The sequence below is a fragment of the Pseudomonas sp. B21-053 genome, from assembly GCF_026016365.1.
Classification (GTDB): Bacteria; Pseudomonadota; Gammaproteobacteria; order Pseudomonadales; family Pseudomonadaceae; genus Aquipseudomonas; species Aquipseudomonas nunensis.
Window position 1 is genome coordinate 1,278,375 of sequence record NZ_CP087205.1, and the last position, 23,515, is coordinate 1,301,889.

Consider the following 23,515-nt stretch of genomic DNA (forward strand, 5'->3'; position numbering starts at 1 on the left):
GCGAGGCTTGCCCGCGAAGGCGGTTTGACATTCAGTATATGTGTTGACTGACACGACGCCTTCGCGGGCGAGCCTCGCTCCTACAGAGGGTCGGTGGCCACATGAGGTCTGCGTGTGTTCATAGGGAGTATTGAATGAAAGCCTGGCGCGTCGTTGTGATCGCCTTGTCGTTCCTGCTGCTCAGTGGCTGTCTGGTGACCTTCAAGGAACCGCTGCCTTCGAGCGAACCCGCGCCTAAAGGGCTGCTCGGAAAATGGACCAGCACCAACGCCTGGGGCGAACCGATGAACCTTGAGCTCACGCGCATCGGCGACAACCGCTATCAGGCCGTCAGTTACTTCAAAGCCAAGCCCCGCGAGCGCGAGGCCTACCCCTTCACGGTGTCCCGCCACGGCAATCGCTGGTATTTGTCGGCGCCGGTGCCAGCCAGATTCGGCGGGCATTTCACGATTGCCGGCTTCGAGCTCAACGAAAAGCACGAACTGGTGGTCTACAACCTCGACCTCGAGCAGATCAACCAGGCCCTGGGGCAAAAAGCCCTCAGCGGCGAAGGCTTTCAGACTGACGATGGCGATGGTGTGCTGATCAACACTGACATGAACCAGGTCTTCGCTTACCTCGACGACCCGGCCAATTCCGATGTGTTCGTCGAAGCGGTGCGCTACCAGCGCCTGGCCAAAGCCAAAGCCAAATAAATCCAGCACCTAACGGTTTTTCTACAGGAGTTTCGGGTGGACGATTACCAGCAGACGATACGCATTTTGTCCGATCGCATAGTGCTGGCGCAGACGCCGATTCGCGTCCTCGATGCGGTCAAGTGGGACGACAGCATCCGCAAGGGTTTCCTCAAGGGCAAGGGCAAGGAAATGCCGGCCGTGGACCGCGACTATTACCTGAATCGGCCGCTGTCCTTCGACTCCAGCAAGGTCAAACTGGAATTCCAGAACATCGAGCGCGACATCACCCGCCAGCTCGGCCAGTTCAACCCGGTCGGCCAGATCATGCGGCGCATGTGCAAGGAATACCGGATGGTGGTGCGCATGCTCGAAGCGCGCGGCACAGAGGATTTCGGGCTGATTTCCCAGGAGTTGTATGGCGCCGCGTCCGACGCGTTCCACGCCGGCGACCCGACCCTGGCCGACCTTGGCCTGATGATGTCCGACTACTTGAACAACATCGATGGCCGTGGCGATCTGAAAGATGAACCGAAAATCCTCACCGCCAAGGACGCCGTGCACTTGCTGCAAACCCGTTTGAACAAGGTGTTTGGCGAGGCTGAGGAAACCATTCGGGTGTTCGAGTCCGACGGGATCGTCGCCGATGCGGCGGCCGGTGCCGACTACATCAAGATCCGCACCGACGCGATGTTCAACGAACGCGACGTGCGCGCCCTCGAAGTCCATGAAGGGCTGGTGCACGTGGGCACGACCCTCAACGGCTTGAACCAGCCGATCTGCACCTTCCTGTCCAAGGGCCCGCCCTCGTCGACGGTGACCCAGGAAGGCCTGGCGATCCTGATGGAAATCATCACCTTCGCCTCCTATCCAAGCCGCTTGCGCAAACTGACTAACCGTACCCGCGCCATTCACATGGTGGAGGAGGGCGCGGACTTCCTGCAGGTGTTCGAGTTCTTCCGCGAGCAAGGCTTCGAAATGGCCGAAAGCTACGGCAACGCCAGTCGGGTTTTCCGTGGCTCGGTGCCGAATGGTCTGCCATTTACCAAAGACTTGTCCTACCTCAAGGGCTTTATCATGGTTTACAACTACATTCAGTTGGCCGTGCGTAAGGGCAAGCTTGAGCAGATACCGCTGCTGTTTTGCGGCAAGACCACGCTGGAAGACATGCGCACCCTGCGCCAATTGGTGGACGAAGGCCTGGTGGTCGCGCCCAAGTATTTGCCGGACCAGTTCCGCGACTTGAACGCACTGTCGGCGTGGATGTGCTTCTCCAACTTCCTCAATCACTTGAGCCTGGACCGGATTGAGGCGGATTACTCCAACATTTTGTAAGCACCACAACACTGTGTAGGAGCGAGGCTTGCCCGCGAAAAACGATGACGCAATCCAGCAGGTACACCGCGTTATCGTTCTTCGCGGGCAAGCCTCGCTCCTACAGACCTCTAATCAAATGTTAGTGCGAGGTTTCAACGGATGAGAATCCTCGGCATCGTCTGCCTGCTTCTAACCCTCGGCGGTTGCAGCTCGCTGCTGTTCTACCCCGAACCCGGCCAGCCGTTCACTCCGGACAAGGCCAAACTCGAATTCCGCGACCTCACCCTGACCACCGCCGACGGCGTGAAGCTGCACGGTTGGTGGCTGCCGGTGGCCAAAGGCGTCGAGGTAAAAGGCACCGTGCTGCACCTGCATGGCAATGGCGGCAACCTGTCTTATCACTTGGGCGGCAGTTGGTGGCTGCCGAAAGAGGGTTACCAAGTGTTGCTGGTGGACTATCGCGGATATGGCCTGTCCGAAGGCAAACCGAGCCTGCCGGAGATCTATCAGGACATCGACGCCGCGTTCAAATGGCTCGACCAGGCGCCCGAGGTCAAGGGCAAGCCGCTGGTCGTCCTGGGCCAGAGCCTCGGCGGTTCGATGGCCGTGCATTACCTGGTCCAGCACCCGGAACGCCAGCCTCAAATCAAGGCGTTGGTCCTCGACGGCGCGCCCGCCAGCTATCGTGATGTCGGTCGATTTGCCCTGACCACCTCATGGCTAACCTGGCCGCTACAGGTGCCGTTGTCATGGCTGGTGCCGGACGGTGACAGCGCGATCAATTCCATGGCGCAGCTCAAAGGCGTGCCGAAACTGATCTACCACAGCATCGACGACAACCTCGTGCCCCTTTCCAACGGCATTCGTCTGTATCAAGCTGCGCCGCCACCGCGGGTGCTGCAACTGACCCGTGGCGGTCACGTGCAGACTTTCGCCGACCCGGTCTGGCGTCAGGTGATGCTGCGTTATCTCGAAGACCCGCAGCATTTCAACGGTCTGCGCCGCCTGGGTGAAATCCCGAATTACCCGGTGCCCGTCCATTCAAAAGATGAACCACCAGAGAGTCCGCAATGAGTGAAGAACGTAACGCCATCCCGCTGATCATCACCGGTATCTGCACCATCCTCGGCACCGTCGGGGTGCTGTGGTATTACGGCTACCTGCATTTCGCCAAGCCTGAGGATGCGTTGCTGCTCAACGAATTCACCATGCTCAAGACCGTGCCGGGCGAAGACTACAAAGTCGCCCTGGACCCCGCGCCACAAGTGGCCCAGTGCATCGATGGCGTGCTGGTGCTGTTCGACACCGAACAGAAAGGCCTGACTGGCGTATTGATCAACGGCCAGAAAAAAGCCGTGCGTTGCATGGGCCAGGAAACCCCACAGAAGCTCGAACAATGAAAGTCCTGTAGGCGCGAGGCTTGCTCGCGAAGCGTTTGGCGTCGTGTCAGTCGACATTGATATTGGCTGATCCAGCGCTTTCGCGAGCAAGCCCGCTCCCACAGGGTTAAGTTATCGCCCCAAAAAAAATCCCAGTGGTTTTCTATTGATTGTGGGGCGCAGCATCAACCACCTGAAAGGTGCGAGTCGCAAACCCCGGTGATTGTTTGTCACCGTTTCTCTGGTAGAAGGTGACGCTATAGCTGCCTCGTCTGAAGAGAATGCTGCTTTGAGCCGACCAATGCCCGTCTTGATCGACCACTGCGCTGGCGATAAGGCCAATCGGCAGACCGTTAGCCTCCAGTTCTACATTCACTGTCGCGCCAGGCAGGCCGCGGCCCGAAAAGCTTGGGTAGCGACTGGTCGTCTGATCCGGTTGGGGCGTCTGCATCACCGGTTGTTCGGGGGTATCGATCACGGTGAAGAGCGGGGAGTTCAAACGGATGCCGTCCGGGCTGCCAGGGTTCGTCACATGGACTGACAGGCGTTGCGGGCCCGGCGATAAATCGTGATCGATTTGTGCCGACCAACTGCCGTCAGCCCTGACGATGGCAGTGCCGACCACCTCCCGCTCGCCACTCGGCTGGGCGGTCTCAATGATTACGGTCGTACCTGAAGGCCCTGTCCCCGAAACAAACGGCCGATAGCCGACCTGTTGCTGGGAAGAGGGTTTTAATACCCAGGCAATGTTGAGCGCGGGCGTACAAGTGGGCAGTGCTTCATTGTTGACGGCCACCGCGACTGTTGCGCCTTTGGTATCCGCCGAGCACACGTGAATTTTCAGTTTTGCCGATACATCCGTCAGGGTTCGGCCAGGTTGCAAGGTGGGATCGTCTGTCGAGGCGGTCAACGGGGTGCCGTCTACTTGCACGTTATCAACCCGATTGCCCATGCTGGTGTATCTGATCCAGACGCCGGTGACACGGTTGTCAGTCGGGGCGAAATTATCGTAGGGCGGAATGGGCTGGCGGAACTCAAGGGCAATCTGTTCCGGGTCGTTGGCGCTGGTGCTGCCGCGGTTGATCAGGTAAAGCTGAGGCCCGGGACCGCCCAGCGCGCCGATTCGGTAAAGACCCGAGCGGGAAATGAGCGCCATTTGCGAAGCATCCAGCCATCCGGCATACCAGCGATAGTTGGCCGGGAACAGTGCCTGGATTGATCTGGAGCCCTGAACCGGATCACCGGAATCACCGTAGCGTTTGACGTTGCAACCCAGGGGGGCGACGACGTCTGTGCCGTTTGAAGGGCAGTTCACATAGGTGTCGAAAGTCCCGCCGTTGCCGCCGGCGAATTTGGGTTCATGACTGAAGCCCAGGTTATGCCCGAATTCATGGGCGAAGAGGTAATGCCCAGCATAGGGTTGGTCGCGAATCACGATATTGCGGCCCGGCATGGTGCCTTGCGCTCCGCCAACGCCATTGTTGTGGACGACGAAGAAATAGTCGTACTGATCAGGCTCGTAGCCTTGAGCCCGAGCGGCTTTTTCAGCTTCTTCGGTCTCGCCCCAAAAGCCTTCCGGCGGAACGGGATCGGTGAACCGGGCGGTGATGGTGGTGCCTCTGAGGATCAGCTTGCCTCCTGAGGCCTTGAGCAGATAGTCGCTCAACGATCGGGGATTTGCGGAAAAGCTCGAATCATAGAGTTGCTGCATGTCGAGTTCGCGATCACCTTGCCAGTGCGCCGCAACCAGCAATGCTGTCTTGACCCCGGTAACCGGGCGCTGGTTGACGCCGGCCTGTGGTAGAGGCGTGTTGGTGATCACCGCATCACTGCGCTGCTCCGGGGAGGTGGTCGTGGAGAGGTTCTGGGCCGTGCACGCGGCCAGGCTGGCGGCGAGAACAATCAGCGGCAAATATCTTGTCTTATTCATGCGAGAGTAACCTGCGTCGTGCCATGAGCCTGGCTTGACGGTATTTATTACGCCCGCTGGAATGGCCTGCCTACTGTCATAAGTAACAGGTGGCGACAGACGGCAATCACCTGCGCATACGCAAAAGCCCCGCCTGATCAGATCAGGCGGGGCTTTTGTGTTTCAGCGTGACGCTTAGTTCGAGCTAACAGCCGAACGTGGAATCACTGGCTGGTTGTCGTTGGAAATGGTCACTTCCACTCGACGGTTCATCGCACGGCCCGAAACGCTGCCGTTTTCGGCAACCGGGTATTCCTTGCCATAACCCTGAGCGACGATGCGCGCTGGATCAACGCCCATTTTCACCAGTGCGGTACGTACCGAATCGGCACGACGCTCGGACAGTTGCTGGTTGTGGCCAGCGCTACCGGTGCTGTCGGTGTAGCCTTCGACAATCACTTTACGGTCCGGGTTTTCCTGGAGGAATTGCGCCAGTTTGTTGATGTTCACCAGACCGCTGGATTTCAGGTCAGCACGGTCGGTAGCGAACAGCACGTCACCGAAGGTCACCAAGGTACCGCGATCGGTTTGCTTGGCATTCAGGCTGTCTTGCAGCTGTTTGATCTGCTGATCGCGAGCGTCCAGACGCGCCTGGGCACGTTGGGCGGCGGCGTTTTTCAGATTCGCTTCAGCGGTGCGCAGGGCGATGGTCTGCTTGGCCACTTCCACGCGCTGGTTGGTCAGGTAAGCCAGTTGATCGACCTTGGCCTGGTCCTGTTTGTCCAGGTAAGCCTTGTCGGCCTTGTCCAGGTAATCACTGGCGTCTTTGGTCTCAAGGGCCGCGACTTTGCTGGCTTGCGGGTTTGCTTGCAGGCCGGAGTAGTTCACGCGGGCCTGTTCCAGGTTCGCGTTCGGCGGGGTGGAGCAAGCAGCCAGTGCGACGCTTGCGGCCAGGAGAGCGGGGATCATCAATTGTTTACGCATAATGGTTCGTCCTTTCTATCGATAAGAGCTTCAGGCGTGTGGTCCGGATGCGCGCTTACTGCACAGTGCGCTGACTTTCCTGACGCAGTTCCTGAACACCTTTCTGGGAATCCTTCACAGCCTGTTCGGCTTTCATCGCCTGGGCTTTGCGTTCTGCTACACGAGCGTCCCACTCGGCTTGTTCGGCCAGGGTGCGGGCTTCTTCATACTTCTTGTCGTGCATGGCGATTTCGGCTTGTTTCAGTTTGTCCTGGGCGGACTTCATTTCCACGGCTGCGAATTCAGTACCACCGGCGCTGACGGCGCTGTTCACGGCGGACTGGGTCACGGCGTATTGCTCGGTCGGCGGGTTGCCAGCGCAACCGGCGAGTACGAAGGTGCTGCCGATCGCCAAGGCAGCCAATTTCAGACCGCGCAGGTGGGTAAACGAGGATTTGGCAGTGCTGGTCGTCATGGTCTTCAACTCCATTGGATATCTCCTGAAAAACATCTAAATCCATCCTGGTGTTAGGAGCCGTAACCGTACTTTCAAAGCGTGATTTGAAACGGCCGTACCAGGCGTGGTTAATGGGTACGACCCGAGGGGTTTTTCAAAAGTTCAGAGAAGATGGCGTATTGCCTAAAAAAACTTTGACCGAATGGACAAGGCTCTAGGACGGGAACTTTCGCGATGTGCGGCGGTATTCCCGGACATTCGAGGGCTCGGGGATACGCCAATTTTGAAGGGTGTCACAGCCCATGTGGGAGCGAGCCTGCTCGCGAAAGCGGTAGATCAGCCAACATGATTTTGACTGGGCTAACGCCTTCGCGAGCAGGCTCGCTCCCACAGGTTTATCTCTGCTGGATCAATGTTTTGGCTTGTCTTCACTGGCAGACAAATCATGCAAATGCCGACGGGACAACGCGAGGAAACGCGGGGTCGGACCGACGTCTTCATACAGCGGATCGCCTTCTTCATCAGTAGCGACCACGGTCTGTCCTTTCACATACGGGAAGCTCGCTTCGAGTTCTTCAAGCGCCGCGCCGATCAGTTCGCCCAGCAGTTCTTCGGGATGCCGTTTCGGGTACATCTCGGTGATCGCTGCCAGCCGTGCGGCGGCTTCCACGTCCAGGTGAATCGCGTAGCCAGTGTCGGTCAGGCGACCCTTGGCGTTTTCTTCCCAATGCTGGGCTAGCTCACGGATTTTCATAAAGACCTCATGTCGCACCTGCGAGTGGCAGGCAGGGTGAGTGTCCGGCGGTGGCTGCCGGTAAGCCGTTGTAAGGCTTACTGTTGAGACTAGCTTTATCGCCTAAGGTTTAAAGTCCCTTCGTCGTTTGCTTGTAAGAAGCGCTTTACGGCGGCACTCTTGGACTTCAAAGCATGCTGTTAAAGCCGCCCGGATTTTTTGCTGGAGAACTGCTGATGACCGATATTGATGCACGCTTGCGCGAGGACGTTCACCTGTTGGGTGAGCTGTTGGGCAACACCATTCGTGAACAGTACGGGGACGGTTTTCTCGACAAGATCGAGCAGATTCGCAAGGGCGCAAAGGCCGACCGTCGCGGCTCGATGGACGCCGAACTCAGCGCCAGCCTCAACCAGTTGAGCGAAGACGAGTTGCTGCCGGTGGCGCGGGCGTTCAACCAGTTTCTCAACCTGGCCAATATCGCCGAGCAATATCAGCTGATCCACCGCCGCGAAGAGTCGCAGCCCGCGCCGTTCGAAGCCCGGGTGCTGCCGGAACTGCTCGCCCGCCTGCGTGCCGAAGGCCACAGCGCCGAATCCCTGGCCCGGCAACTTGGTCGGCTGGAAATCGAACTGGTGCTGACCGCGCACCCGACCGAAGTCGCGCGTCGCACCCTGATCCAGAAATACGATGCCATCGCCGCGCAACTGGCGGCTCAGGACCACCGTGACCTGACCACCGCCGAGCGTGAGCAGATCCAGGCGAAATTGCAGCGCCTGATCGCCGAAGCCTGGCACACCGAAGAAATCCGCCGCACACGCCCGACGCCCGTTGACGAAGCCAAATGGGGCTTTGCGGTGATCGAGCATTCGCTGTGGCAGGCGATCCCCAATTATTTGCGCAAGGCCGATCAAGCGCTGCACGCGGCGACTGGCCTGCGTTTGCCATTGGAGGCCGCACCAATCCGGTTCGCCTCGTGGATGGGCGGCGACCGCGACGGCAACCCGAATGTCACGGCGTCCGTCACCCGCGAAGTGCTGTTGCTTGCGCGCTGGATGGCCGCTGATTTGTACTTGCGCGATGTGGATCACCTGGCCGCCGAGTTGTCGATGCAGCAGGCCAGCGAAGCCCTGAAAGCCAAGGCCGGCGACAGCGCCGAACCTTACCGCGCGGTGCTTAAACAACTGCGCGAACGTCTGCGGGCGACGCGCAATTGGGCGCATGCCTCATTGACGAACAGCACACCGGCACCGGCTGATGTGTTGCAAAACAACCGCGACCTGCTCGATCCGCTGGAGCTGTGTTTCAACTCGCTGCACGAGTGCGGCATGGGCGTGATCGCCGACGGTCCGCTGCTCGATTGCCTGCGCCGTGCGGTGACTTTCGGCTTATTCCTGGTGCGTCTCGATGTGCGGCAGGATTCGTCCCGCCACACCGCCGCCATGACCGAAATCACCGATTACCTGGGCCTCGGTCGTTACGAAGACTGGAGCGAGGAGGAGCGCATCGCTTTCCTGATGCGCGAACAGAACAACCGTCGCCCCTTGCTGCCGGCTTACTTCAAACCGTCCGCCGACACTGCCGAAGTGTTGGCGACCTGCCGGGAAATCGCCGCCGCACCGGGCGCATCCCTCGGTTCGTATGTGATCTCCATGGCCGGCGCCGCTTCCGACGTACTGGCCGTGCAGTTGCTGCTCAAAGAGGCCGGTGTACTGCGGCCGATGCGCGTGGTGCCGCTGTTCGAAACCCTCGCCGACCTCGACAACGCCGGTCCGGTGATTGAAAAACTGTTGCTGCTGCCGGGTTATCGCGCGCGTCTGCAAGGGCCGCAGGAGGTGATGATCGGTTATTCCGACTCGGCCAAGGACGCCGGCACCACGGCGGCGGCCTGGGCGCAATATCGAGCGCAGGAACGCTTGGTGGATATTTGCCGCGAGCAACAAGTGGAACTGCTGTTGTTCCACGGTCGCGGTGGCACCGTGGGCCGTGGCGGCGGTCCGGCGCATGCGGCGATTCTGTCGCAGCCGCCGGGTTCGGTGGCGGGACGTTTCCGCACCACCGAGCAGGGGGAAATGATTCGTTTCAAATTCGGCCTGCCGGACATCGCCGAGCAAAACCTCAATCTGTATCTGGCGGCAGTGCTCGAAGCGACCTTGCTCCCGCCACCACCGCCGGAGCCAGCCTGGCGCCACTTGATGGACGAGTTGGCCGCCGATGGCGTCAAGGCTTACCGCGCCGTGGTGCGGGAAAATCCGCAATTTGTGGAGTATTTCCGTCAATCGACCCCGGAACAGGAACTTGGGCGTTTGCCGTTGGGCAGTCGTCCGGCCAAACGCCGTGCGGGCGGAATCGAAAGTCTGCGCGCCATTCCGTGGATCTTCGGCTGGACCCAGACGCGCCTGATGTTGCCGGCCTGGTTAGGCTGGGAAGCGGCCCTGAGCAAGGCGCTGGAGCGTGGCGAAGGTGAGTTGCTGGGACAGATGCGCGAGCAATGGCCGTTCTTCCGTACCCGCATCGACATGCTGGAAATGGTGCTGGCCAAGGCCGACGCAGACATCGCCCAGTCTTACGATCAGCGGCTGGTCGAGCCCGATTTGCTTCCTTTGGGCGCGCATTTACGCGACCTATTGTCGCAGGCCTGCGCAGTGGTCCTTGGGTTGACCGGTCAGTCGCAGCTACTGGCACATAGCCCAGACACCCTGGAATTCATTCGCCTGCGCAACACCTACCTCGACCCGCTTCATCTATTGCAGGCCGAGTTGTTGGCCCGTTCGCGGCAACAGGAAGTGGCGCAGGGCAGCCCGGTAGAACAGGCGTTGCTGGTGTCTGTGGCGGGGATTGCCGCCGGTTTGCGAAATACCGGCTAAGGTTTTCCTCTTGGGTCCGGGCACTTGGCACCTGCGCCGGGTGCCTGTGGGCGAAGGGCCGAAAAGGTCTGGCAGGCGACAGTTAATGACGGGGTTGCGACTTGGGGTACCCCGTCCAAAGGTCGCAACCGGCGCGGGTTTCTCCGACTTTCGGCGGCTTGTGTGGTCAGGGCCTGCTGTGTATCTTGATCAGCCTTTGGCCGTTTGGGCGGCCACGACCCTATTTTTGAGATTGGCCCCACGAGGCGAATCTGACGTTATCTATATAAAAAATTGAGGAGCACATCGATGCGCGTCATTCTGCTGGGAGCTCCCGGGGCCGGTAAAGGTACTCAGGCTAAGTTCATCACCGAGAAATTCGGCATTCCGCAAATCTCCACTGGCGACATGCTGCGTGCAGCGGTCAAGGCCGGCACCGAGCTGGGCCTGATCGCCAAAAGCGTCATGGACAGCGGTGGTCTGGTCTCCGATGACCTGATCATCAATCTGGTTAAAGAACGCATCAGCCAGGCTGATTGCGCCAACGGTTTCCTGTTCGACGGTTTCCCGCGCACCATTCCCCAGGCTGAAGCCCTGGTGAAAGCCGGCGTCGAACTGGACCACGTGGTCGAAATCGACGTCAAAGACGAAGACATCGTCCAGCGTATCGCCGGTCGCCGTGTGCACGAGGCTTCTGGCCGTGTGTACCACATCGTCTACAACCCGCCGAAAATTGCCGGTAAAGACGACATCACCGGCGACGAGCTGGTACAGCGCAAAGACGATACCGAAGAAACCGTGCGTCATCGCCTGTCGGTCTACCACGCGCAGACCGAGCCGTTGGTCAAGTTCTACCAGGAACTGTCCACCGCTCAGGGCAAGCCGAAGTACAGCCACATCGAAGGTGTTGGCTCGGTTGAAGCGATCACCGGCAAGGTGCTTGAAGCGCTGAACTGAAAAGTCTGAAACGCTTCATCTTCTACGGCCCGCTTGCGGGCCGTAGTTGTTTATACTGGCGCACTTTTTCTGACCTCTCTTACGGAAACATCGATGAGCACCTTGCTGGCCCTGGACACCGCGACTGAAGCTTGCTCCGTTGCCTTGCTGCACGACGGCAAGGTTACGAGCCATTACGAGGTGATCCCGCGCCTGCACGCGCAAAAACTGTTGCCGATGATCCAGCAACTGCTGGCCGACGCCGGGACTACCCTGCAAGCGGTGGATGCCATCGCGTTTGGCCGCGGGCCGGGGGCTTTCACCGGCGTGCGGATCGCCATCGGTGTGGTGCAAGGTTTGGCCTTTGCCCTGGAGCGCCCGGTGTTGCCGGTGTCGAACCTCGCTGTGCTGGCTCAGCGCGCCTATCGTGAACACGGTGTGAGCCAGGTCGCGGCAGCCATTGATGCGCGGATGGACGAAGTGTATTGGGGTTGCTACCGCGAAACGGCAGGTGAGATGCGCCTCGTCGGCAATGAAGCTGTGTTGCCACCGGAAGTGGCGGCGTTGCCGGCGGATGCCAGTGGCGAGTGGTTTGGCGCGGGCACCGGTTGGGGCTATGCCGAGCGCATCGGTGTCAACCTGAGCGGGCAGGATGCGGGGATGCTGCCGCATGCCGAAGACCTGCTGACCCTGGCGCGGTTTGCCTGGGAGCGGGGCGAGGCGATTGTCGCGGATGAGGCGCAGCCGGTTTATCTGCGCGACAAGGTCGCGACCCCGAAAGCGCGCTGATCAAAGCGAACCCATGTGGGAGCGGGCTCGCGCTAACCCCTGTAGGAGCGAGGCTTGCCCGCGAAAGCGATCTAACGGATACCGCCAATTGTCAGTTTCTAACCCCCAGCTTTAAACCTTTTTCCTTTTATGTGTTCTAGTTATCACTCGACAGTTTGCGAAGTGGTCCGCGCGCCACTAAACTGCCATCACTGATACCGAGATGCACTTATGCGTATAGACGGTCTTTCCTCTCAGTCCTACCCCATCAAGCGCAAGCCTCGCAAAGGCAATGTAGCGCTGGATGAATCCGTCGATGACATCGACGGCGAGCTGGAAATCCCGACTGAAGAGCAATTGGCCGCCCGCGCTGCCAAAGCCTCCGCACAACGCTTGAGCAATCTCCCCGCCCGTCAGCAAGACATGATTTACCACCGTGCCATGAGCAAAAGCGTAGCGATGGCCCTGGCCAGCTACCTGAGCACCGCCGGTTTTGTCGATTGGGATGCCGATGTGCTGGGCCTCGACCTGTACATCTGATGTTGCTGCCTTACTACCTCGGTTGCCCGTCCTGGAGTGAAAACGCCTGGCGCGACTATCTCTACCCGCAAGACGCCAAACCCGCCGAATTCCTCAATCTCTATTCCCAAGTGTTCAACGCCGTTGAAGGCAATACGACTTTCTACGCGAGCCCGGCTGCCACCACTGTGCAGCGCTGGGCCGAGACCATGCCCGAACACTTTCGCTTCACCGCCAAGTTCCCCGGCGATATCAGCCACAGCGGCGACCTGCGCGAACAACTGACTGCCGCCGAAACCTTCCTGCAATTGCTCAGCCCGTTGGGCGAGCGGGTGTCGCCGGTATGGCTGCAATTGTCGAAAAGCTTCACTCCGCAACGACTCTCGGAGCTGGCCGGTTTTATCGACGCCGTGGACCGACCGCTGGCGGTCGAAGTGCGCCACCCCGAATTCTTTGCCAAGGGCGATGCCGAGCGCATGCTCAATCGGCTGCTGCTGGATCGGGGTGTCGAGCGTATCTGCCTTGATCCGCGTGCGCTGTTCAGTTGCATCTCGACCGATCCGTCGGTGCTCCACGCCCAATCGAAAAAGCCCAACGTGCCAACCCGTCCGGCAGCGTTTACGCAATGTCCGCAAGTGCGCTTTATCGGCCATCCGCAACTGGAGGCCAATGACCCGTTCCTGGTGCCCTGGGTCGAGAAAATTGCCGTGTGGATCGAAGAGGGCCGCACGCCTTACATCTTCCTGCACACCGCCGACAACCTGCTGGCGGCGAAACTCGCGCAACGTTTCCACGCAAAACTGATGCTGCGTTTGCCTGGCTTGCCGCCGCTGCCTGAGCTATACAGAGAACCCGCCGCGGAGCAACTTGGCCTGCTCTGAGGTGATTTCTTCCTCTTCTCAGGAGCCTGCCAATGGATGCGCAAACCCTTCGAGCCCAGGCGTTCAAAGCGCTGCATGAACGCGCGGGGGCTTTTGTGATTCCCAACCCGTGGGACGCCGGCTCGGCGAAAATGCTGGCCAGCCTGGGCTTCGAGGCACTGGCGACCACCAGTGCCGGATATGCTTTTTCCAATGCTCGCCCCGATGGCGGATTGTCGCTGGACGACACCCTGGCCAACGTTCGGGCAATTGTCGCGGCGACTGATCTGCCCGTAGCTGTCGATCTGGAAAACGGTTTCGCCGACGATCCGGCCGAATGCGCGCAGAGCATTTTGCGTGCGGCCGAGGCGGGCGCTGTCGGCGGCTCGATCGAAGACGCTACCGGTCGTGAAGAGGCGCCAATCTACTGCTTCGAACATGCGGTATCGCGTGTTAAAGCCGCCGTGAAAGCTGCTCGCAGCCTGCCATTCCCGTTTATGTTGACGGCTCGCGCGGAGAATTTCCTGCACGGCAATCCTGATCTGGCTGACACCATCCGCCGCTTGCAGGCGTTCTCCGAAGCCGGCGCCGATGTGCTTTACGCGCCGGGGCTGCGCAGTGCTGAAGACGTGTTGGCGGTGGTCCGCGCCGTGGCGCCAAAACCGGTCAATGTGTTGATGTCCGGGGGGCTCAAATTGACGGTCGAGCAACTGAACGAGATGGGCGTCAAGCGCATCAGCGTTGGCTCGGCGCTCGCCCTGGCGGCGTACGGCGAATTCTTCCGCGCGGCTGAAGAGATCAAGACGTCTGGCACCTTCAGCTTCACGTCGCGTTCCATGCCCTACGCGAAGGCCAATCAGTTTTTCAAAGGCTGACGATGCGCTTTGCCAAGGGATTGCTGCTGGTGTTGTTGATCGTGGGGGCGGCGGGGCTGAGCGTCTGGCGTGGGTGGATTGCTGTGCCTGCGCAGTGGAATCCATGGGCAGCGCTGGACGTCAACGCTGCGCCGAATTTTCTGACCCGCTACAAACTGATGCGTCTTCGCGATGATCCGCAATTGTGCGATCAAGCCTTGAGTAGCTCTGGCCTGCGCGTCTCCCGCCAGGCCGATAGCCCCGATGCGACATGTCCGTTGACTAACACCTTGCGTGTACAAGGCGGTGAGGTGGCCCTGAGCAGCAGTTTCCTCGCCAGTTGCCCGTTGGCGGTGGCGTTCGCCCTGTTCGAGCGCCACGCCCTGCAACCGGCGTCTCAGGCGGTTTACGGCCAGGCGGTGACGCGGGTCGATCACCTCGGCAGTTTCGCCTGCCGCAACATGTACAACCGCGAGAACGGTGCCCGCAGCCAGCATGCCGGTGCCAACGCCCTGGATATCGCCGGTTTTCGCCTGGCCGATGGCCGTGCGATCAGCGTGCTCAAGGATTGGCCCAAGGATAATCAGGACGCGCGGTTTCTACGCCAGGTCCGCGACGGCGCCTGCGATATGTTCAGTGTGGTGTTGAGCCCGGATTACAACGCCGCCCATCGCAATCACTTTCATCTGGATGTGGGGCCGTGGTGGGTGTGTCGCTGAGAGATTCTGAGGATCAGGCGGCGATGCGCAGGTTCTGCAGGATGATTGGGCGTGCCCAGCCGTTATCGAAATCGAGTTGTTTCTGTTGCGCCACCAGCTCTTCGGGCGAGAACGGCGGGAACGGTTTGTCCAGCAGGTGCAGTTCGAATTCGGCGATTGGCAGGTGCAGCGGACGCGGCTGCGGTGCCGGGCCGGCTTCGGGTACAGGTTGGCCAGCGGTGAGTACGATTGGGCGCACCCAGCCACTTTCGAAGTCTTGCTGTTTCTGCTGGGCGACGATTTCTTCCGGCGGGAACGGCGGGAAAGGTTTGTCGGCCAGGTCCATTTCGAACTCGGCAATCGGCAGGAATAGCGGCTCTGGTGGTTTGACCTGGGTTTCTGTCACATCGCATTCACGCTGGGACACGATGTGCGCGTAGAGCTCGCTGCCGACGGTCGGCTCGACCGGGCTTTCCAGGTCAACCGGTGGAAAGGTCCCGCAGGCAGGCACCACATCACTCGACTGTTCGGCCAGGGCCTGGGCAAAGAAATCTTGCCACAGGTGACTGACGCCGCTCAGTGCTTGGGAGTTTCGCAGGCCATAATCGCCATGACGCGATATGTAGCCTACGGATGTGGTTTGAATGTCTGACATTTTTCTCGGTCGACGCTCAGCTCTGGCAAAATGCTCGATAGTTTTGTTATCGGACGTTTTTTGCCGATCATTAATTTTTTGAGCACCTTTTCCCATGATTGAACAACCCGCGGCCTGCCGCATCCATGTCGAGGCCTCGGCCCCGGCGTTTCAGCCACAGGCCGAGCAATGGGCCGAGCGCCTGGGCTTGCCCCTGCAGGTGGATGACGGCGAGTTTGCCCTGCAGGTGGGCGAACAGGGTTTGCAGCTGCAACAGCTGGGGCCTGACGCGCCGGGGCCGGTGCGAGTGGACTTCGTCGAGGGCGGCGCGGCGCATCGCCGGTTGTTCGGCGGCGGCACGGGGCAGATGATCGCCAAAGCGGTCGGCATCGCCCAAGGCGTGCGGCCAAGGGTGCTGGATGCCACGGCGGGGTTGGGCAAGGATGCGTTCGTGCTGGCGAGCCTGGGTTGTGAGATGAGCCTGATCGAGCGTCAGCCGCTGATCGGCGCGTTGCTCGAAGATGGCCTGGCGCGTGGCGCGGAAGATTTCGACGTGGCGCCGATCGTGGCGCGAATGCGTTTGCTCAAGGGCAATTCGATTGAAGTCATGCGCAATTGGGAAGGCGAGCCGCCGCAGGTGATCTACCTCGACCCGATGTTCCCGCACCGTGAGAAAACCGCGTTGGTGAAGAAAGAAATGCGCCTGTTCCGCCCGCTGGTGGGGGATGATCCGGATGCGCCGGCCTTGCTCGAAGCGGCGTTGGCGTTGGCCAGCCACCGGGTAGTGGTCAAGCGCCCGCGCAAGGCGCCGTGCATTGCCGGGCCGAAGCCGAGTCATGCGCTGGATGGCAAATCCAGTCGGTATGACATTTATCCGAAGAAGGCGCTTAAGCCTTAGGACCGAGGCGCCCCTTTCGCGAGCAGGCTCGCTCCCACATGGGATCTAAGGTGTTGCATAGATCCATTGTGGGAGCGAGCCTGCTCGCGAAGGCGTCAGAACAACCAACCAAATCGATCAGACTGCCTCAGTCCGATAAGCCCGCATAAACAACTCCACCACCTCCAGCACATGCTCCTCGGCCGCATCCCCGAGCAACGGCTCGCCGCAGCCATACAACAAGCGAAAATTCCCCGCGCCCTTGAGCAGGCAAAAGAAATGCTCGGCGGCATTGCGCGGTTTATCGATGCTCAATGCGCCGGATTGATCGATTTGGCCCAGCAATCGCTCCATGCCATTCAACATGCGCTCCGGTCCGGCCTCGAAAAAGATCAGCGACAGCTTCGGGTCCTGGCTACCCAGGCTGATCATCAAGCGGTGCAGGTTCACCGACTCATCGCTATTGATCAGGTGATGAAAGCCGCGGGCGATGTTCAACAGCACTGTTTTCACCGCGATGCCGTCGGGCAATTCGAAGAACAGCGGTGGCAGTTGCTCTTCGCACTTGGCCACCACGGCGGCGGAAAACAGCGTCTCCTTATCGTTGAAATGGCTGTAGACCGTCAGTTTAGACACCCCGGCCTCGGCCGCCACGGCATCCATGCTGGTGCTGGCATAGCCATTACTCAGGAAAAGAATTTTCGCCGCATCGAGGATTGCCTGGCGCTTGGCCAGATCCTTGGGGCGACCCGGACCATTAGATGCTGAAAGATTGTTCGACATTCTTCGCTTTTAATACTGGACTGGTGAGTTTGCTATTAATAACATACCCGTCAGTATAATTATTCCAAGCACCATTAGCGAAAGGTCCTTCACCATGTTCCGCTATGCCTTGCCCCTCGCGTTGCCAGTCAGCCTGGCTTTTTTATTGTCGGCGTGCGGTCACGAGGAGGCGCCGCAAGTCAGCGTGCGCCCGGCCATGGTGGTGCAGCCGCAGCCTTCGGCCCAGGCGATGGAAAGCTATCCCGGTGAAGTTCGCGCCCGTTATGAGCCGGATCTGGCGTTCCGCATTGGCGGCAAAGTCAGCCGACGACTGGTCGAGGAAGGCCAGCGGGTCAAGGCCGATCAACCCCTGGCGGAGCTCGATCCTCAGGACGTGCGCCTGCAACTGGAAGCCACTCGCGCCCAGGTCGCCGCCGCCGAAGCCAATCTGAACCTGGTTCGCGCCGAGCGGGATCGCTACAAGACGCTGATGGACCGTCAGATGGTGAGTAAGTCTGCGTACGACAATTCCGAAAACCTTTACCGATCCGGTGAAGCGCGCCTCAAACAAATCAAAGCCGAATTCAGTGTCTCGACCAATCAGGCGAGCTACGCGGTGCTGCGTGCGCCTCAGGACGGCGTGGTCGCCAAGCGTGCGGTGGAAGTCGGCCAAGTGGTCGCTGCCGGGCAAACCGTATTTACCCTCGCCACCGATGGCGAGCGCGAAGTATTGATCAGCCTGCCGGAGCAAAGCTTCGGTCGATTCAAGGTCGATCAACCGGTGTCGGTGGAACTCTGGACCCAGCCTGACCAGCGTTTTACCGGGCGCATCCGCGAACTGTCGCCCGCCGCCGATCCAAAATCCCGGACCTTCGCGGCGCGTATTGCCTTCACCTCCGGCAAAGTCCCCGCCGAACTCGGCCAGAGCGCCCGGGTGTTTATCCAGACTGCCGCAGTCGTGCCACTGGCAGTGCCTTTGTCGGCGGTCACCGCCGAAAACGGCGCCACCTACGTGTGGGTGGTCGGCGCCAACAACACGTTGAAGAAAGTCCCGGTCCGGGTCGGTGCCTTCGGTGAGAAAACCGTGCCGGTGCTGGAAGGGTTGAATGCCAGCGACTGGGTGGTCGCCGCCGGCGTTCATGTGCTGCATGACGGGCAGCAAGTGCGCCCGGTGGATCGCTCCAACCGCGTGGTCAATCTGGCGGACAAGGAGTAATCCCCGATGGGTTTCAATCTTTCCGAATGGGCGCTGCGCAATCGCCAGATCGTACTGTTCCTGATGCTCTTGCTGGCAATCGTCGGCGCGCTTTCCTACACCAAGCTCGGCCAAAGCGAAGACCCGCCGTTCACTTTCAAGGCCATGGTGATTCGCACCAACTGGCCGGGAGCCACGGCCCAGGAAGTCTCGCGTCAGGTCACCGAGCGTATTGAAAAGAAGCTGATGGAAACCGGTGAGTACGAGCGCATCGTCTCGTTCTCTCGTCCGGGGGAATCCCAAGTGACGTTCATGGCCCGGGATTCGATGCACTCGGCGCAGATCCCGGAGCTGTGGTATCAGGTCCGCAAGAAGATCAGCGACATCCGCCAGACCCTGCCGCCGGGTATTCAAGGGCCGTTTTTCAACGATGAATTCGGCACCACGTTCGGCAACATCTACGCCCTGACCGGCGACGGTTTTGACTACGCGGTGCTCAAGGATTACGCCGACCGCATCCAGATTCAGCTGCAACGGGTCAAGGATGTGGGCAAGGTCGATCTGCTCGGCCTGCAAGACGAGAAGATCTGGATCGAACTGTCCAACGTCAAGCTCGCCACCCTCGGCTTGCCGCTGGCCGCTGTGCAGCAGGCGCTTGAGGAACAGAACGCGGTGTCCACCGCCGGGTTCTTCGAAACCAGCAGCGAGCGATTGCAGCTACGGGTCTCGGGGAATTTTCAGACGGTCGATCAGATCAAGAACTTCCCTATCCGGGTCGGTGATCGTACGTTCCGCATCGGCGATGTCGCTGACGTGCGTCGCGGTTTCAACGATCCACCGGCGCCGCGCATGCGCTTCATGGCTGAAGACGCGATCGGTCTGGCCGTAGCGATGAAGGATGGTGGCGACATTCTGGTGCTTGGCAAGGCCCTGGAAGTCGAGTTCGACCGCATCCAGAAAAACCTTCCGGCCGGCATGCAACTGCGCAAGGTTTCTGATCAGCCCGCCGCGGTGAAAACCGGTGTCGGTGAATTCGTCCAGGTGCTGGTGGAAGCCCTTGCGATTGTGTTGCTGGTGAGCTTTTTCTCCCTCGGCGTACGCACCGGCATGGTGGTGGCGCTGGCCATTCCGCTGGTGCTGGCGATGACCTTTGCCTGCATGTATTACCTCGGCATCGGCTTGCACAAGATTTCCCTTGGCGCACTGGTTCTGGCCTTGGGCTTGCTGGTGGACGACGCGATCATCGCCGTGGAAATGATGGCGATCAAAATGGAGCAGGGCTTCGACCGAGTCAAAGCCGCCAGCTTCGCCTGGACCAGCACCGCGTTCCCGATGCTCACCGGCACGTTGATCACCGCAGCCGGGTTCCTGCCGATTGCCACCGCGCAGTCGGGCACCGGTGAATACACCCGTTCGATCTTCCAGGTGGTGACTATCGCGCTGCTGGCCTCGTGGATTGCTGCCGTGGTGTTTGTGCCGTATCTCGGGGAAAAACTCCTACCGGACCTGGCGAAGATTCACGCCGCCAAACACGGCACCACGGGCGGTCAGCCCGACCCGTACGGTACGCCGTTCTATCAACGCGTTCGGCGCTTGGTGGAGTGGTGCGTGCGTTGGCGCAAGACCGTGATCGTGCTGACCGTGGTGTTGTTCATCGGCTCCATCTTCCTGTTCCGCTTCGTGCCGCAGCAATTCTTCCCGGCCTCGGGGCGTCTGGAACTGATGGTCGATCTCAAACTGGCCGAAGGCGCGTCCCTGAGCAACACCAACGACGAGGTTAAACGCCTGGAAGGTCTGTTGAAGGATCACGCCGGCATCGACAATTACGTGGCCTACGTCGGTACCGGTTCGCCGCGCTTTTACCTACCGCTGGATCAGCAACTTCCCGCAGCGAGCTTCGCCCAGTTTGTGGTCCTGGCCAAGACCATCGAGGAGCGCGAAACCCTGCGCACCTGGCTGATCGAAACCCTCAACGAACAATTCCCGGCCCTGCGTTCGCGGGTTACGCGCCTGGAAAACGGCCCGCCCGTTGGCTACCCGGTGCAGTTCCGCGTGACCGGTGAACACATCGAGGAAGTCCGCGCCTTGGCGCGCAAAGTCGCGGAGAAGGTTCGCGAGAATCCTCATGTGGTCAATGTGCATCTGGACTGGGAAGAACCGAGCAAAGTCGTGTACCTGAACGTCGATCAGGACCGCGCCCGCGCCCTCGGTGTGAGCACCGCCAACCTGTCGAAGTTTTTGCAAAGCTCCCTGACCGGTTCCAGCGTCAGCCAGTATCGCGAAGACAATGAGTTGATCGAAATCCTGCTGCGCGGCACCGTGCATGAACGCACCGAACTGTCGCTGCTGCCGAGCCTGGCGGTGCCGACTGATAACGGCAAAAGCGTTGCGCTGTCGCAGATTGCGACCCTGGAATATGGCTTCGAAGAAGGCATCATCTGGCACCGCAACCGCCTGCCCAACGTGACGATTCGTGCCGACATCTACGGCAAGGAACAACCGGCGACCCTGGTGCAGCAGATCATGCCGACCCTCGACCCGATTCGCGCGGAACTACCGGACGGCTACTTGCTGGAAGTTGGCGGCACCGTGGAGGATTCGGCTCGCGGACAGAATTCGGTGAAGGCTGGCGTACCACTTTTCATCGTCGTGGTGCTGACTTTGCTGATGCTGCAACTGCGCAGTTTCTCACGCACCGCGATGGTATTCCTGACAGCGCCATTGGGCTTGATCGGCGTGACCCTGTTTCTGATGGTGTTCCGCCAGCCGTTCGGCTTCGTCGCCATGCTCGGGACCATCGCCTTGTCCGGGATGATCATGCGCAACTCGGTGATCCTGGTGGACCAGATCGAACAAGACATCGCCGCCGGCCTCAAGCCGTGGCAAGCGATCATCGAAGCCACCGTGCGCCGATTCCGGCCCATCGTGCTGACGGCACTCGCCGCCGTGCTGGCGATGATCCCGCTGTCGCGCAGCGTGTTCTTCGGGCCGATGGCGGTGGCAATCATGGGCGGATTGATCGTGGCGACGGCGTTGACGTTGCTGTTCCTGCCGGCGCTGTATGCGGCGTGGTTCAGGATCAAAAAAGACCCTGCGTGAACCGGGCGGCCTAAGGGCCGCCCAGTCTTTTGCGAGTGCACTTGCCCCTGTAGGAGCTGCCGCAGGCTGCGATCTTTTGATTTTCAAGATCAAAAGATCGCAGCCTGCGGCAGCTCCTACAGGATTTTCAGAATGCTCTGATATTGAGTCGCAGAGGGCTGAATGCTGTACTCCGGACTCGGTTTTGATGAGTTCTTGAGGCAGTCGTAATGAAAAAGCCCCCTGCGCTGAGAGGCAGGTCCGACCCTGTGTTTGACCTGCTGGCGCAATCGCCGCACAAAGAACGCCTTTCGGATTACCTCGTACTGCTGAAGCCTCTGGACGGTCAGGGCCGTTACCTTCCGTTTGATGACTTGCGCCATCGCTGGGCGCCGGGCCTGGATACCCATCTCTGTTGGGCACTGGTCAAAAAGGCCCGCACCGCCCAGTACGCAAGACTGTTGCCATTGGGCGAGCCGATCCAGTGGGGCAACTTTGTGCTGACACCGGTCGCGCAAATCGCGATATCCACCGTCGACCGAGAGGCGACGACTGCAGCGTTGGCGTACATGAGTCGCCAGATTGGTGAGCAGGCGCATTTCAGCTACCTGCTCAATGACCTGATTGAAGACGAAGCCATCAGCAGCAGCCAGCTGGAAGGCGCGGCTACCACCACGCGAGTGGCCAAGGACATGCTCAAGCGCAAGCGCCTGCCGCGCACGCCGGACGAACGCATGGTCATCGGCAATTACAAGATGATGAATTTCGCCTGGGAAATGCGTGACCGACCTTTGAGCGTCGAGTTGATCGCGGCGATTCATTGCGTGGGCGTCGAAGGCATCGACGACGCGAAATACAGTCCCGGGATTTTCAGGGTCAAAGATGATGTAGTGGTGCAGGACGGCGAGGGCAACACCGTCCACACACCGCCTCCCGCGGCGGGGCTCGCATTACGCTTGCAAGCGCTGGCGAAGTGGATCAATCAAGCCAATAACGACCCCCTCCATGCGGATTACATTCATCCCTTGATCAAAGCCATGGCGCTACATTTTGCCTTGGGCTACGAGCATCCGTTTCGCGACGGCAACGGCCGCGTCGCCCGAGCGCTGTTTTACTGGTCCATGTTCAAGAATGACTTTTCGGCCTTTCGCTATATCGCCATCAGCACACTGCTGCGCAACGCGCCGGTGAAGTATGGACGCTCTTATCTGCACACCGAAGCCGATGACCTGGACTTGACTTACTTCATCGATTTCCAGTGTTCGGTCGTCTTGCGGGCGGTGACTGGCTTTACCGAGGTCTACCGCAAAAGCCTGGCTTATTGTGAGAGCGGGCCCGCTCCCACAGGGTTTTGCTGTGAGGCTTAGAGCGTGCCGAAGACTTTCTTGGCGAGGCTGGTTGCCGCAGCCGCCGGGTTTTGGCGGATGGTTTCTTCTTGTTTGCCGATCATCTCGAACAGCCCGTTCAACGCTTGTTCGGTCACGTAGCTTTCGATGTTGGCGCTTTTCGCGTCCACCACGCCGAGGGTCGCGGCTTGGCCGGCGAACGAGTTGTATTGCTTGGCCAGGCCAACCTGGTCGGTGGCTTGTTTGACGATCGGCAGGAACTTGGCGCGGATCTGTTCGCGGCTGGATTTATCCAGGTATTGAGTGGCTGAATCCTTGCCGCCGCTGAGAATGCCCTTGGCATCGGACACGCTCATTTTTTTCACAGCATCGACGAGTATCGGCTGAGCCTGGGTCACGGCGGTTTCAGCTGCTTTGTTCATGCTGGTTTCCAGCTGATCAACCTGGTCGCCCATCCCGAACTGCTTCATCTTTTTCGCGACTTTGCCGAGTTTGCCTGGCAGTTCGATCTTCACGTCCGGGTTGTTGCTGAAGCCGCCCGGTGTGCCGAGTTGTTTAACGGCCAGTTGCGCGCCTTGGGTCAGGGCGTCCTTGAGGCCGCCGGTGGCGTCGTTCTGCGACAGATCACTGAGGGACAGCGCCAGCGCGCTGGCGGAAATCATCAAGCCTGCGCAGAGGCCGGCGAAGCGAAGGGTAGGGCGGAGCATGGC

At 60.0% G+C, this 23,515-nt stretch carries 22 protein-coding genes; 15 read left to right on the forward strand and 7 right to left on the reverse strand.

The window, feature by feature from the left end; all coding sequences use genetic code 11:
• Window positions 1-134 precede the first annotated feature (134 nt).
• The 4 genes from LOY68_RS05775 to LOY68_RS05790 all read left to right on the forward strand — a co-directional run bounded on the left by LOY68_RS05775 (window position 135) and on the right by LOY68_RS05790 (window position 3,391).
• Complete coding sequence (locus LOY68_RS05775; RefSeq protein ID WP_265043552.1) at window positions 135-695, forward strand: hypothetical protein; 561 nt, start codon at window positions 135-137, stop codon at window positions 693-695.
• 36 nt (window positions 696-731) lie between these two features.
• Window positions 732-2,009, forward strand: a complete 1,278-nt coding sequence (locus LOY68_RS05780) for a flavohemoglobin expression-modulating QEGLA motif protein (protein ID WP_054047261.1) — start codon at window positions 732-734, stop codon at window positions 2,007-2,009.
• 141 nt (window positions 2,010-2,150) lie between these two features.
• Complete coding sequence (locus LOY68_RS05785) at window positions 2,151-3,065, forward strand: alpha/beta hydrolase (RefSeq protein WP_265043554.1); 915 nt, start codon at window positions 2,151-2,153, stop codon at window positions 3,063-3,065.
• Window positions 3,062-3,391: a hypothetical protein gene (locus LOY68_RS05790; protein ID WP_054047257.1), complete on the forward strand. Its 330-nt coding sequence runs from the start codon at window positions 3,062-3,064 to the stop codon at window positions 3,389-3,391. The genes LOY68_RS05785 and LOY68_RS05790 overlap by 4 nt, the downstream gene beginning before the upstream one ends.
• 142 nt (window positions 3,392-3,533) lie before the next feature.
• On the opposite strand, the gene LOY68_RS05795 is transcribed toward LOY68_RS05790, so the two are convergent.
• The 4 genes from LOY68_RS05795 to LOY68_RS05810 all read right to left on the reverse strand — a co-directional run bounded on the left by LOY68_RS05795 (window position 3,534) and on the right by LOY68_RS05810 (window position 7,453).
• On the reverse strand, window positions 3,534-5,300 hold the full coding sequence (locus LOY68_RS05795; protein ID WP_265043559.1) for a transposase: 1,767 nt from the start codon (window positions 5,298-5,300) through the stop codon (window positions 3,534-3,536).
• A gap of 174 nt (window positions 5,301-5,474) precedes the next feature.
• Window positions 5,475-6,263, reverse strand: coding sequence for an OmpA family protein (locus LOY68_RS05800; RefSeq protein ID WP_163908707.1), 789 nt, complete (start codon window positions 6,261-6,263; stop codon window positions 5,475-5,477).
• Between the two features lie 55 nt (window positions 6,264-6,318).
• Window positions 6,319-6,732, reverse strand: a complete 414-nt coding sequence (locus LOY68_RS05805) for a DUF4398 domain-containing protein (RefSeq protein ID WP_054047252.1) — start codon at window positions 6,730-6,732, stop codon at window positions 6,319-6,321.
• Window positions 6,733-7,108: 376 nt separating this feature from the next.
• Window positions 7,109-7,453: a pilin assembly protein gene (locus LOY68_RS05810; protein ID WP_163908708.1), complete on the reverse strand. Its 345-nt coding sequence runs from the start codon at window positions 7,451-7,453 to the stop codon at window positions 7,109-7,111.
• Window positions 7,454-7,668: 215 nt separating this feature from the next.
• Here LOY68_RS05810 and ppc point away from each other — a divergent pair, with 215 nt between their 5' ends.
• The 7 genes from ppc (at window position 7,669) to LOY68_RS05845 (ending at window position 14,934) form a co-directional block, all read left to right on the forward strand.
• On the forward strand, window positions 7,669-10,299 hold the full coding sequence (ppc, locus tag LOY68_RS05815) for a phosphoenolpyruvate carboxylase (RefSeq protein WP_163908709.1): 2,631 nt from the start codon (window positions 7,669-7,671) through the stop codon (window positions 10,297-10,299).
• A 288-nt stretch (window positions 10,300-10,587) separates the two neighbouring features.
• Window positions 10,588-11,235, forward strand: a complete 648-nt coding sequence (gene adk, locus LOY68_RS05820) for an adenylate kinase (RefSeq protein WP_054047246.1) — start codon at window positions 10,588-10,590, stop codon at window positions 11,233-11,235.
• Window positions 11,236-11,328: 93 nt separating this feature from the next.
• A complete protein-coding gene (gene tsaB, locus LOY68_RS05825; RefSeq protein ID WP_163908710.1) occupies window positions 11,329-12,003 on the forward strand; it encodes a tRNA (adenosine(37)-N6)-threonylcarbamoyltransferase complex dimerization subunit type 1 TsaB in 675 nt (224 codons plus the stop codon).
• Between the two features lie 210 nt (window positions 12,004-12,213).
• The gene (locus LOY68_RS05830; RefSeq protein WP_054047242.1) at window positions 12,214-12,522 is read left to right on the forward strand and encodes a hypothetical protein; all 309 of its coding nucleotides are present in this window, start codon (window positions 12,214-12,216) and stop codon (window positions 12,520-12,522) included.
• Entirely contained in the window at window positions 12,522-13,382 is an 861-nt protein-coding gene (locus LOY68_RS05835) for a DUF72 domain-containing protein (RefSeq protein WP_265043563.1), read from the forward strand. Before LOY68_RS05830 ends, LOY68_RS05835 begins: the two co-directional genes overlap by 1 nt.
• A 32-nt stretch (window positions 13,383-13,414) precedes the next feature.
• Window positions 13,415-14,236, forward strand: a complete 822-nt coding sequence (locus LOY68_RS05840; protein WP_265043565.1) for an isocitrate lyase/PEP mutase family protein — start codon at window positions 13,415-13,417, stop codon at window positions 14,234-14,236.
• 2 nt (window positions 14,237-14,238) lie between these two features.
• Window positions 14,239-14,934: an extensin family protein gene (locus LOY68_RS05845; RefSeq protein WP_163908713.1), complete on the forward strand. Its 696-nt coding sequence runs from the start codon at window positions 14,239-14,241 to the stop codon at window positions 14,932-14,934.
• A 13-nt stretch (window positions 14,935-14,947) separates the two neighbouring features.
• On the opposite strand, the gene LOY68_RS05850 is transcribed toward LOY68_RS05845, so the two are convergent.
• The gene (locus LOY68_RS05850) at window positions 14,948-15,568 is read right to left on the reverse strand and encodes a hypothetical protein (RefSeq protein WP_054616021.1); all 621 of its coding nucleotides are present in this window, start codon (window positions 15,566-15,568) and stop codon (window positions 14,948-14,950) included.
• Window positions 15,569-15,662: 94 nt separating this feature from the next.
• Between LOY68_RS05850 and LOY68_RS05855 the strand changes: the two genes are divergently transcribed.
• Window positions 15,663-16,445, forward strand: a complete 783-nt coding sequence (locus LOY68_RS05855; RefSeq protein WP_123405700.1) for a class I SAM-dependent methyltransferase — start codon at window positions 15,663-15,665, stop codon at window positions 16,443-16,445.
• 117 nt (window positions 16,446-16,562) lie between these two features.
• On the opposite strand, the gene LOY68_RS05860 is transcribed toward LOY68_RS05855, so the two are convergent.
• Complete coding sequence (locus LOY68_RS05860) at window positions 16,563-17,207, reverse strand: TetR/AcrR family transcriptional regulator (protein WP_265043568.1); 645 nt, start codon at window positions 17,205-17,207, stop codon at window positions 16,563-16,565.
• Window positions 17,208-17,301: 94 nt separating this feature from the next.
• On the opposite strand from LOY68_RS05860, the gene LOY68_RS05865 reads away from it, so the two are divergent.
• From LOY68_RS05865 to LOY68_RS05875, 3 genes are all read left to right on the forward strand, one after another.
• A complete protein-coding gene (locus LOY68_RS05865; protein WP_163908714.1) occupies window positions 17,302-18,402 on the forward strand; it encodes an efflux RND transporter periplasmic adaptor subunit in 1,101 nt (366 codons plus the stop codon).
• A 6-nt stretch (window positions 18,403-18,408) separates the two neighbouring features.
• A complete protein-coding gene (locus LOY68_RS05870; RefSeq protein ID WP_265043571.1) occupies window positions 18,409-21,480 on the forward strand; it encodes an efflux RND transporter permease subunit in 3,072 nt (1,023 codons plus the stop codon).
• Window positions 21,481-21,689: 209 nt separating this feature from the next.
• Window positions 21,690-22,826 (forward strand): Fic family protein, encoded by a 1,137-nt coding sequence (locus tag LOY68_RS05875; protein ID WP_265043573.1) that lies wholly within the window; start codon window positions 21,690-21,692, stop codon window positions 22,824-22,826.
• On the opposite strand, the gene LOY68_RS05880 is transcribed toward LOY68_RS05875, so the two are convergent.
• Window positions 22,823-23,512, reverse strand: coding sequence for a DUF4197 domain-containing protein (locus LOY68_RS05880; RefSeq protein ID WP_054047223.1), 690 nt, complete (start codon window positions 23,510-23,512; stop codon window positions 22,823-22,825). The two genes, LOY68_RS05875 and LOY68_RS05880, sit on opposite strands and share 4 nt — an antisense overlap.
• Between the last annotated feature and the right edge of the window lie 3 nt (window positions 23,513-23,515).